At 60.7% G+C, this 10399-nt stretch carries 8 protein-coding genes and 1 pseudogene; 3 read left to right on the forward strand and 6 right to left on the reverse strand.

Features of this window, described 5'->3' with window-relative positions; all coding sequences use genetic code 11:
• On the forward strand, positions 1-312 hold a 312-nt coding region (locus tag FEM54_RS14085), incomplete at its 5' end, for a helix-turn-helix transcriptional regulator (protein ID WP_138451488.1).
• A 360-nt stretch (positions 313-672) separates the two neighbouring features.
• Here the strand turns inward: FEM54_RS14085 and FEM54_RS14090 are convergent.
• From FEM54_RS14090 to FEM54_RS14100, 3 genes are read right to left on the reverse strand one after another with little or no spacing between them, the layout of a single operon-like run.
• Entirely contained in the window at positions 673-2019 is a 1347-nt protein-coding gene (locus FEM54_RS14090) for an ATP-binding protein (protein ID WP_138451490.1), read from the reverse strand.
• The gene (locus FEM54_RS14095) at positions 2016-2693 is read right to left on the reverse strand and encodes a response regulator (protein ID WP_017138377.1); all 678 of its coding nucleotides are present in this window, start codon (positions 2691-2693) and stop codon (positions 2016-2018) included. The genes FEM54_RS14090 and FEM54_RS14095 overlap by 4 nt, the downstream gene beginning before the upstream one ends.
• 18 nt (positions 2694-2711) lie before the next feature.
• The gene (locus tag FEM54_RS14100; protein WP_017138378.1) at positions 2712-3020 is read right to left on the reverse strand and encodes a hypothetical protein; all 309 of its coding nucleotides are present in this window, start codon (positions 3018-3020) and stop codon (positions 2712-2714) included.
• Positions 3021-3158: 138 nt separating this feature from the next.
• Here FEM54_RS14100 and FEM54_RS14105 point away from each other — a divergent pair, with 138 nt between their 5' ends.
• A complete protein-coding gene (locus FEM54_RS14105) occupies positions 3159-3875 on the forward strand; it encodes a 4'-phosphopantetheinyl transferase family protein (RefSeq protein ID WP_099548169.1) in 717 nt (238 codons plus the stop codon).
• An 89-nt stretch (positions 3876-3964) separates the two neighbouring features.
• Here FEM54_RS14105 and FEM54_RS14110 read toward each other — a convergent pair whose 3' ends face one another.
• Complete coding sequence (locus FEM54_RS14110; RefSeq protein ID WP_138451492.1) at positions 3965-5575, reverse strand: ATP-binding protein; 1611 nt, start codon at positions 5573-5575, stop codon at positions 3965-3967.
• Positions 5572-6297 (reverse strand): response regulator, encoded by a 726-nt coding sequence (locus FEM54_RS14115; protein WP_138451494.1) that lies wholly within the window; start codon positions 6295-6297, stop codon positions 5572-5574. The genes FEM54_RS14110 and FEM54_RS14115 overlap by 4 nt, the downstream gene beginning before the upstream one ends.
• Before the next feature lie 716 nt (positions 6298-7013).
• Between FEM54_RS14115 and FEM54_RS14120 the strand changes: the two genes are divergently transcribed.
• Positions 7014-9908 (forward strand): ribonucleoside-diphosphate reductase subunit alpha, encoded by a 2895-nt coding sequence (locus FEM54_RS14120; protein ID WP_099548171.1) that lies wholly within the window; start codon positions 7014-7016, stop codon positions 9906-9908.
• An 84-nt stretch (positions 9909-9992) separates the two neighbouring features.
• On the opposite strand, the pseudogene FEM54_RS14125 reads toward FEM54_RS14120, so the two are convergent.
• Positions 9993-10399: pseudogene (locus FEM54_RS14125) on the reverse strand (hypothetical protein); the annotation flags it as partial.

Here is a 10399-nt window from a genome sequence, read left to right on the forward strand (position 1 = left end):
AGTTTAAGCAGCCAGCTGCGCCGCTTGCTCAGCCGCGACCGCACGCCCTGGCCGGACCTGGAGGCCGTCGCCCAGCACCTGCACATCAGCCCGCAAACCCTGCGCCGGCATTTGCGTGAGGAAGGCACCAGTTTTCAGGCGCTCAAGGATGAGTTGCGGCGGGACATCGCCATTTACCACTTGGGGCGGGCGGATTTGTCGTTACAGGAAATTGCCGAGCAGTTGGGGTTTTCTGAGCCGTCGGCGTTTCATCGGGCGTTCAAGAAGTGGACCGGATTGACGCCGGGGGCTTACCGGGCACAGGAGAGTTAGAGGTGCAGTGCTTGGGCGGGCCTCTCGCGGGCAAGCCCGGCTCCCACGTTTGATCGAGTTCACACAATCAAAAAGGTGAGAGCTGGCTTGCCTGCGATCTACGCAACTTTTAAAAGCAGTTACTTTCGCCTGTGGCGAGCAGGCTTGCCCTGCGTTGGGCTGCGAAGCGGCCCCAGTAAAAACACTGCAATTTTCCTGAAAAAACTCAGCGTCTGGATTTGGGTCTGCTTCGCAGCCCAACGCAGGCGGTGCGACGATTCGACAAGCCTGCTCGCCACAACAGCCCACCTGCCACAGACTTCGTGTTAACCGGTTGTGTAGGTACCTATGCTGCGATGAGGCCGGCACGGCCTATAAAGATCACGCCGCCGGAAAGTGAATCCTGAACGCCGCGCCACCCAAAGGCGAATCCCCAAGGGTCAACCGCGCGCTGTAGCTTTCAATGATGTCCTTGACCACCGCCAGGCCAATGCCCTGCCCCGGATGCTGGCGGTCCAGCCGCTCGCCCCTTTGCAGAATCCGCGCACGCTGATCGGGCGGTACGCCAGGGCCGTCATCTTCGATGCACAGCTCAGTGCCTTCAAGGTTCTCCGTCAGGCTGATGCGCACTTCACTCAGGCACAGGCGATAGGCGTTTTCCAGCAGGTTGCCGAGCATTTCGAGCAGCGCGCCCTTCTCGATCGGCACATCGCACTCGGGCGGTAATTCAAAGGTCACGGTCACGCGCTTGTCGCGGTAAACCTTGTCCAACGTGTCGCACAGGCTTTGCAACACCGGTTCCAGGCGCACCTGGTGCCGCACCAGGCCACTTTTACGCAGGCTGGCGCGCTGCAATTGGTAGCCGATCTGCTGGCTCATGCGTTCGATCTGCGATTGCAGCACCCAGGCCTGGCCGCGTTCTTCCGGGCGCTGGGCCATGTCTTCGCTCACGCCCTGCAACACCGCCAGCGGGGTTTTCAGGCTGTGGGCCAGGTCGTCGAGGGAATCGCGGTAGCGCGCCCGTTGCTCGCGTTCGCTGTGGAGCAAACGGTTGAGCGAGCCGGTCAGGCGCAACAGTTCACGTGGGTGTTCCTCGGTGAGGCTTTCGCGGGTGCCGCCTTCGATCTGGTCTAGCTCCTGGCTCAAGCGCCGCAAGGCTTGCAGGCCCCAGGTCAGGCCCAGCCACAACAGCGTCAACAATACGAGCAAGGCCGCGCCGAAGCCCAGGTAGAGGTTTTCCTGCAGGCCTTCGAGGGTCAGTTGGTATTCACGCACCGGTTGCAGCGCCACGATACTGAACGCCGCGCTCTTGCCGCCCAGCAACTTGACCTCGACGTCGTACACGAAAAACTCCTGGCCATTGGCTTCGCGAATCCGCGCAAATTCATTACCGCGCCCGTCGTAGCGCGGCTTGTAGTTGATGTTTTCTTCCTGGGTCGCCCGCGAGCGCCACACCAGATGCCCCTCACGGTCGTAGATGTAACCGAGCAGGCGACTGTCAGTGAGGTTGAAGCGTTCGTCCGGCAACTGCGCAGGCATCAGCAGGCGGTTGTTTTCGACCCGCGCGGCGGAAATCAGCGTGGTGACATCCGAGGCCAGGCGCTGCTCGATGGAATCCTGCAGCGCCAGGCTGAACGCGCCTTGCATGGCGGGCAACAAGCCCAGCATAAACAGCACGGCCAGGGTGGTGGCCGCGAGCATCAAGCGCACACGTAGCGAGCGAATCAACGGCAGCGCTCATTGAACAGGTAGCCCAGGCCACGCACGGTGTCGATCGGTTTGAACCCGGCCGGGCCTTCCAGCTTGCGGCGCAGGCGACCCACCAACACTTCGATCACGTTCGGATCCCGCTCGTCGTCATCAGGGTAGAGCTGTTCCATCAAGCGGTCTTTGGCGACCACCTGCTGATGGTGACGCATCAGGTATTCGAGAATCCGGTACTCGTAGGCCGTCAGCGCCAACGGTTGCTCATCCAGCGACGCCTGCTTGCGATTGAGGTCGAGCAGCAAAGGCCCGGCGACGATGGTCGACTGGGTGAACCCGCTGGAGCGGCGCAGCAAGGCGTTCATGCGCGCCTCCAGCTCTTCGAACTGGAACGGCTTGACCACGTAATCGTCGGCACCGGCAGCCAGGCCTTCGACCTTGTCTTGCCAGTTGCCGCGCGCGGTGAGGATCAGGATCGGGAAAGTCTTGGCCTGGCTGCGCAGTTGGCGGATCAGGTCCAGGCCGCCCATGCCGGGCAGGCCCAGGTCGATAATCGCCAGGTCATGGTTGAATTGGCCGGTCTGGTAAAGGGCTTCCTCGGCATTGGCCACGGCTTCGACCACGTGGCCGCTGTCGGTCAGGCGGGTGAACAGGTGATGACGCAGCAGCGCCTCATCTTCCACGACCAGCAATTTCATAAGGCTCTCCAAGGCGATTCAACTGTCCGACAGGGGGATATCATAGCGGCCCTGCAAGTCTTGCGGGCGCAGTTTAATGCCATTGTATTGGCCCGTCAGGTGTTCGTAGCCGGTGCGGTAGGCCGGTTGCGGCGTGGTCATGCCCAAAGACTGGCCCCACGGCGCCGCCTGGCCAGCCACCTCTTCGAAGCTCACACGCTGGATCAGGTTGCTGGATTTCCTGGTTTTCTCGCTGCCGAAAGCGGCAAACGCACCGTCCGAAGCCTGAACCCCGGCAGTGGCGCCGAGCATGCTCAAGGCGAGAATCAGCTTTTTGATCGCAGTCATGGGGCTTACCTCTACGCGTTTTGGCTGTTGAAGCCAGACTACGCAGGCGCCCCTGAACTCCCCCTGAACGGGCTCTGAACCAGGCCTGAACCGTTACGGACTATCCACCGGCGCGCCAACTGACGCAAAATACCGCGCATGACGCCTCTACCCGCTTGTTGCACCCCGCTCGATGCCCATTGGCCACTGCCCATCCCGCTGCCGGGCACGGTGTTCTTGAGCACGCGATTCGACCCGGCCTTGTTGCTCGCCGATGACTTCCAGCGCAGCGCCGTGCCGCCTCCGGCCAGCATCCAGCGCTCGGTGGCCAAACGCCAGGCGGAGTTCCTTGCCGGTCGCCTGTGCGCACGGGCGGCGTTGCAACAGCTTGATCAGCTCGATTGCGTACCGGCCATCGGTGACGACCGTGCGCCGGTATGGCCTGGGCATATCAGCGGTTCCATTACCCACAGCACCGGGCACGCGGCGGCCATTGTCGGGCACAAGGCGCAATGGCGCGGGCTGGGGATGGACCTCGAAAATCTGCTGTCACGGGAGCGAGCGGAACGTTTGGCTGGAGAGATTCTGACCGCCGACGAATTGCAGCGCATGTCACTGGGGCCGCGCGAGCAGAATGCCCTGCTGGTGACGCTGACGTTTTCGGTCAAGGAGAGCCTGTTCAAAGCGCTGTATCCGATTGTGCACAAGCGTTTCTACTTTGAGCACGCCGAGGTGCTTGAGTGGTCGCAGGCAGGCCATGTGCGGTTGCGGTTGCTGACGGAGCTGTCTGCTGAGTGGTGTTATGGCACTGAGTTGGAGGGGCAGTTTGCGGTGGAGGGGGAGCAGTTGTTGAGTCTGGTGGCTGTCGGCGCCTGATAGATCGCTATCGCGGGCAAGCCCGGCTCCCACCTTTGATGTGCGCATACATTCAAAATGTGGGAGCTGGCTTGCCTGCGATAGCGGTCTTAAGTCTTGTCCTGATCCCTGGGCCAACTCAAGCTGAAACACGCCCCACCCAGGTTGTTGCTCTTGCTGATCAACGCCCGCCCGCCGTGCCAATAGATAATCCGCCGCACAATCGACAAACCCAGGCCATGCCCGCCTGAAGCTCGCGTGCGGCTATCGTCCAGACGCAAAAATGGCGTGAAAATCCGCTCCCAGGCGCTTTCCGGCACCCCCGGCCCGTCATCTTCCACATCGAGGCGGCAACGCACCTGCCCCACTTGATAGCTGATCAGCACCCGGCCCTGGGCATGGCGCATGGCATTGCCCACCAGATTTTGCAGGGCGCGGTGCAAGTAGCGCGGCTCGGCGTCGACCCAGGCATCGTCCCAGTGTGCCGAAGACAGGCAGATGCCACGGGCAACACTGACCTGCGGGCGCAGTGGCGATAATTCGCCGATCACCTGATCGAGCAAGGCGCTGAGGTCTACCCGCTGGAAATTCAGTTCCGGCGCGCCTTGCTCCAGGCGGGCGTAGGTGAGCATTTCGTCGACCAGGCCGTCGAGGTCCTGGATATCGCTGTCCATGCCGTCCATATATTTACGCCGCGCCTCTGGGGTGGCGGCGTCGCCGATCATCTCCAGGCCGAAACGCAGGCGCGCCACCGGCGTGCGCAATTCGTGGGAGACGGCGCGCACCAGCTCGCGCTGGATCGCCAGCAATTGCTGCAAGTGCTCGGCCATGCCATTAAAGGCGGCGGCCAAACGCCCCACCGAATCGGCGCCACGGGCCGGTACGCGCACTTCCAGGTTGCCTTTGGCAATGCGCGTGGCCGCCGCCTCCAGGCCTTTGAGGCGGCGCTCAAGCTGGCGCACCAATAAATAGACGATCAAACCGATCAGCGTGAGGCTGATCAACGCGATCAGGATCAGCCACTGCGGCGGGTACGGGTTCATTTGATACAAGGGGCCGATTTCCAGCACCCACGGCGTGCCGACCATGCCGGCGAATACGCGGATGGAGTCGCCGCCCTTGCCCAGGGCCATCACCGTGTCGCCTTCCGCAACCCGGCGGCGCTGGTCATCATCCATATCCGCCTGATCCAGCGTCATCAGGTGCATCTCAAAGCCAAAGCCCTTGGCCTCTTTTATGTCCGCCAGGCGTTGCGGCTGCTCGGCCACCGGAAAACGCACCAGTTCGTCAGCCAACAGGTAAATCGTCGCACGCGCCAGCTGCTCGCTGATCTGCTGCACTTCACCGGTGAGCACAAGCTGCGACTGTTCACTGACCAGGCGCAGCACGCGCGCGGCATGCGGGCCGGTCTGCTCCACCAGCACCTGGCCGCGTTGCAGGCGGTTGCGCTGGGTCAGGTCCAACTGCGCGTCCGCCAACGGACGCAGTTCCAGGGGAATGCCGAGCAAGCGCTCCCACACCGCCAGGGCGCGCTGGCGCTCGATCGCGCTCATCGGTTGCAGGTTGTCGCCCATCAACGCAAAGGTGCCGTGGGCCAGGCGCTCACGGTACTGGCCGCTGCGCACTTCATTGAGCAGGTGCAGGGCCAGCACGCCAAGCAACGCCACCAGGATCAGCGCCGCGCACATGCCGCCGTAGATGCGCAGGAAGATCGAGTTCACAGCGGCATGTCGGCGGCAGCTTCGGGGACGAACAAGTAGCCTTTGCTGCGAATGGTTTTGATCAGGCGCGGGTGAATCGGGTCGTCGCCGATCTTGGGTCGAATACGCGAGATGCGCACATCAATGGAGCGGTCCTGGCCGTCGTAGCCAATCCCGCGCAAGGCAATAAAGATTTCTTCGCGGGACAGGATACGCCCGGCATTCGCCACCAGCAGCCACAGCAGGTCGAACTCGGCACTGGTCAGCTCGATGCCGCCGTCATGCAGCCAGGCTTCGCGCAGGGCGTTGTCCACCACCAGCGGGCCGAATTGCAGGCGCCGCTGGCTTTCCACGGCGGCGGGTAGTGCCGGCTCGCTGCGCCGCAACAACGCCTGGATACGCGCCAGCAACAAGCGCGGGCGCACAGGTTTGCACACATAGTCGTCGGCGCCCATGTCCAGGCCCTGAACCTGGTCCATGTCATCGGTGCGGGCGGTGAGCATCAGGATCACGCCGTCGTAGCGCTCGCGGACTTTGCGGCAGATGCTCAGGCCGTCTTCGCCGGGCAGCATCAGGTCGAGGATCACGAGGTCCGGTTGTTCGGCGACAATGCGCGCCGCCGCCTGGGCGCCGTCGCTCTCCACCGACACCTGCAAGCCGTTGCTCTCCAGGTAATCACGGGTCAACTCGGCCAGTCGCTCGTCGTCCTCGACGATCAATATCTGCCAGGCTTCTTGCTCCATGCGCTACCTCGGTTCTCATTATTGTCATGTGCAGCAAACACACTGCTGCCTCTATATGAAGGCCGATTGTAGCCATGGGCCAACCCTTAAACACAAGCCGGGAAATCCATTCGGTGATCGCGTTTTTTTGTGATAGGGTTCGCGCCCTCAAAAAACCAACAGACGGTTTTTGCCTTGGAATATTCGGTGACAAACGGCGTAATCCAGCAGTACTGCGGCCTACACGGGTGTTCCACGTTTCATACACATTTTACCCACAGCGTTATCCACAGGTAGTGCGTTGCTAAGCCCCCCAAAACGCATTATCTTGTACCTCGGCGCTAAAAAAACCCTACATGTAGGGTTTTAAGCAAAAAACCAAACACAAATCAGACAAGAAACTCAAGCGCTTTCTTGCTCCTGTTTGGTTGAACCAAAGCATTTTTTAAAAGCCCAAACCGCGCACGCGGATGGCAACCGTTTTCCAGCCCGATTGGCAGAAAACGGTACGGGTGTTGCAGTGCTTGCAGCGAGCAACTGTCACCCGGCAGGAATACGGCCAAGGGCTCTTTCAAGCCCCGAACCGAAGACTTCGGCATGGAAGCGGCGCGAATAGCTCCCTTCCTCCTGTCCCGAAGTTGTTATGCCAGGCCCAGGCCTGTTGTAAGTGCTTCAGGACGGAACGGTGGGCACCGTGATGGTGCCCAAATAAATATAGAATGTGGAGACAACCCCCCATGCAAACCGACACAACTCGCGAGAACCCGCAAGGCTCCGTGCCGCAGGCCGCTGATTCGAACCTGGATCTGTCCGCCACTGCACCTGGCCAACTGCGTGTGATCAAGCGTAACGGCACTGTCGTTCCTTATACCGATGACAAAATCACCGTCGCCATCACCAAAGCGTTTCTTGCAGTTGAAGGCGGCACCGCTGCTGCCTCGTCGCGCATCCACGACACCGTTGCCCGCCTGACCGAACAGGTTACCGCGACCTTCAAACGTCGCATGCCGTCGGGCGGCACCATCCACATCGAAGAAATCCAGGACCAGGTCGAACTGGCCCTGATGCGTGCCGGCGAGCAGAAAGTGGCACGCGACTACGTGATCTACCGTGACGCCCGTTCCAAGGAACGTGCCGTGCGCTCCCCGGCTGAAGAATCGGCCGTGCAAGCTCACCCATCGATCCGCATCACCCTGGCCGACGGCAGCTTTGCTCCGCTGGACCTGGGCCGCCTGAACACCATCATCACCGAGGCCTGCGAAGGCCTGGAAGAAGTCGACGGTGACCTGATCCAGCGCGAAACCCTGAAGAACCTGTACGACGGCGTGGCCCTGACCGACGTCAACACCGCCCTGGTGATGACCGCCCGTACCCTGGTTGAGCGTGAGCCAAACTACTCGTTCGTGACCGCGCGCCTGCTGATGGACACCCTGCGTGCCGAAGGCCTGGGCTTCCTGGGCGTGGCCGACAGCGCCACCCACCACGAAATGGCTGACCTGTACGCCAAGGCCCTGCCGGCCTACATCGCCAAGGGTATCGAATTCGAATTGCTGAACCCGATCCTGGCCACCTTCGACCTGGAAAAACTCGGCAAGGCGATCAACCACGAGCGCGACCAGCAGTTCACCTACCTGGGCCTGCAAACCCTGTACGACCGTTACTTCATCCACAAGGACGGTATCCGCTTCGAATTGCCGCAAGTGTTCTTCATGCGTGTGGCCATGGGCCTGGCGATTGAAGAGAAGCAAAAAGAAGACCGCGCGATTGAGTTCTACAACCTGTTGTCGTCCTTCGACTACATGTCGTCGACCCCAACCCTGTTCAACGCAGGCACCCTGCGTCCACAGCTGTCGAGCTGCTACCTGACCACCGTGCCGGATGACCTGTCGGGCATCTACCACGCGATCCACGACAACGCCATGTTGTCCAAATTCGCCGGCGGCCTGGGTAACGACTGGACGCCGGTGCGTGCACTGGGTTCTTACATCAAGGGCACCAACGGCAAGTCCCAAGGCGTTGTACCGTTCCTCAAAGTAGTGAACGACACCGCTGTAGCCGTGAACCAGGGTGGCAAGCGCAAAGGCGCTGTATGTGCCTACCTGGAAACCTGGCACATGGACATTGAAGAGTTCATCGAGCTGCGCAAGAACACCGGTGATGACCGTCGTCGTACCCACGACATGAACACCGCCAACTGGATCCCTGACCTGTTCATGAAGCGCGTCTTCGATGACGGCCCGTGGACCCTGTTCTCGCCGTCCGAAGTGCCGGACCTGCACGACCTGACCGGCAAGGCCTTCGAAGAGCGTTACGAGTACTACGAAGCCCTGTCCCAGTACCCAGGCAAGATCAAGCTGTTCAAGACCATCCAGGCCAAAGACCTGTGGCGCAAAATGCTGTCCATGCTGTTTGAAACCGGCCACCCATGGCTGACCTTCAAAGACCCGTGCAACCTGCGCAGCCCGCAGCAGCACGTGGGTGTGGTCCACAGCTCGAACCTGTGCACCGAGATCACCTTGAACACCAACAAGGACGAGATCGCCGTTTGCAACCTGGGCTCGATCAACCTGCCGAACCACATCGTCAACGGCAAGCTGGACACCGCCAAGCTGGAACGCACCGTCAACACCGCCGTTCGCATGCTCGATAACGTTATCGACATCAACTACTACTCGGTGCCACAGGCGCAGAACTCCAACTTCAAGCACCGTCCGGTCGGCCTGGGCATCATGGGCTTCCAGGACGCGCTGTACCTGCAGCACATTCCTTACGGTTCGGACGCTGCCGTCGAGTTCGCCGACAAGTCCATGGAAGCGGTCAGCTACTACGCGATCCAGGCTTCCTGCGACCTGGCCGACGAGCGCGGCGCCTACGAGACGTTCCAGGGCTCGCTGTGGTCCAAAGGCATCCTGCCGCTGGATTCGCAACAGATCCTGATTGAGCAGCGTGGCCAGAAGTACATCGACGTTGACCTGAACGAAACCCTGGACTGGGCGCCGGTACGTGCCCGTGTGCAGAAAGGTATTCGTAACTCCAACATCATGGCCATCGCACCGACCGCAACCATCGCCAACATCACTGGCGTGTCGCAGTCGATCGAACCGACCTACCAGAACCTGTATGTGAAATCGAACCTGTCGGGCGAATTCACCGTGATCAACCCGTACCTGGTTCGCGACCTCAAGGCCCGCGGCCTGTGGGACTCGGTCATGATCAACGACCTGAAGTACTACGACGGTTCGGTGCAGCAGATCGAACGCATCCCGCAAGAACTCAAAGAGCTCTACGCGACCGCCTTCGAAGTGGACACCAAGTGGATCGTTGACGCCGCCAGTCGTCGCCAGAAGTGGATTGACCAGGCTCAGTCGCTGAACCTGTACATCGCCGGTGCATCGGGCAAGAAGCTCGACGTGACCTACCGCATGGCCTGGTACCGTGGCCTGAAAACCACTTACTACCTCCGTGCCCTGGCCGCGACCAGCACCGAGAAGTCGACCATCAACACCGGTAAGCTCAACGCTGTTTCCAGCGGCAACCACGGTGATGATTCGGTGCTGGCTGCTCCAGCCGGCCCGGCACCCGTGCCAAAGGCTTGCGCGATTGATGAGCCGGATTGCGAAGCTTGCCAATAAGCTGAGTGAGTCCCGGGCTTGAACGCCCGGGATGTAAAAAACCGATAAACCTGAATGCATTTGGGTTTATCGGTTTTTTTTGCGCTACACGAATGCGTAGGCGTTGCCTTCCTGAGGCCCTTCACCGCGCCCACCCCACAATTCAATGCGCCCGCCAATCACCGCCATTGAATGGTGGCCATAATCCACAACACCCAGCTTGCCACTTGCCAGCTCGGAACTCGAAGACCGCCTATAGAGGTCTTTCAGGCCAAGCCGGTCCAGCGCTTCCCAACCCATTTCGCCATTGTTCAAACTTTGCATCGCATGAGCGAAACTCTGTTTTGCAGCATTGGGGTTGTCATCGTAGCCATTGCCCTCCATTTGAGCCCGCTTGGCGCTCGCGGCATACATGAAGTTTGCGTCGGTAATCATGCCCGGATTATCGCCCTTGAACTGCGCGTAAGCGGCTGCATGCCTTAACTCACCCTTAGATAAAGTAAGCTCGAAAC

It is taken from the genome of Pseudomonas edaphica (assembly GCF_005863185.1).
Classification (GTDB): domain Bacteria; phylum Pseudomonadota; class Gammaproteobacteria; order Pseudomonadales; family Pseudomonadaceae; genus Aquipseudomonas; species Aquipseudomonas edaphica.

Excerpts from the sequence above, each read along its gene's own strand:
- FEM54_RS14095 (WP_017138377.1), bottom strand. The coding sequence starts at position 2,693 with ATGAAATTGCTGGTCGTGGAAGATGAGGCGCTGCTGCGTCATCACCTG.
- FEM54_RS14100 (WP_017138378.1), bottom strand. The coding sequence starts at position 3,020 with ATGACTGCGATCAAAAAGCTGATTCTCGCCTTGAGCATGCTCGGCGCC.
- FEM54_RS14105 (WP_099548169.1), top strand. The coding sequence starts at position 3,159 with ATGACGCCTCTACCCGCTTGTTGCACCCCGCTCGATGCCCATTGGCCA.
- FEM54_RS14115 (WP_138451494.1), bottom strand. The coding sequence starts at position 6,297 with ATGGAGCAAGAAGCCTGGCAGATATTGATCGTCGAGGACGACGAGCGA.
- FEM54_RS14120 (WP_099548171.1), top strand. The coding sequence starts at position 7,014 with ATGCAAACCGACACAACTCGCGAGAACCCGCAAGGCTCCGTGCCGCAG.